We start from the raw sequence: 265 nt of genomic DNA, 5'->3' as shown, positions 1-265 counted from the left end.
AAAGGAACATGTATTCAAGTGGAAACATTATCAGCCTGATGTTATCTTATTAACGGTAAGATGGTACCTACGGTACAACCTCAGTTTTCGTGATTTAGTCGAAATGATGGAGGAACGGGGCTTATCCATTGCTCATACAACGATTATGCGTTGGGTTCACCAATATGGTCCTGAGTTAGATAAGAGAGTTCGTCGTCATCTTAAGAAAACGAATGATTCTTGGCGAGTAGACGAGACGTATATTAAGGTCAAAGGAAAGTGGATG

Annotated in this window: 1 protein-coding gene; it reads left to right on the top strand. The window is 40.4% G+C overall.

The window, feature by feature from the left end:
• Positions 1-265, top strand: a 265-nt coding sequence (locus JDS96_RS31140; RefSeq protein WP_199669161.1) for an IS6 family transposase, incomplete at both ends; no start/stop codon positions are given.

The organism is Bacillus cereus group sp. N21 (assembly GCF_016483395.1).
Taxonomy (GTDB): Bacteria; Bacillota; Bacilli; order Bacillales; family Bacillaceae_G; genus Bacillus_A; species Bacillus_A pseudomycoides.
The sequence above is the reverse complement of the archived record's forward strand: the minus strand, read 5'-3'. Positions and strand labels throughout refer to the sequence as shown.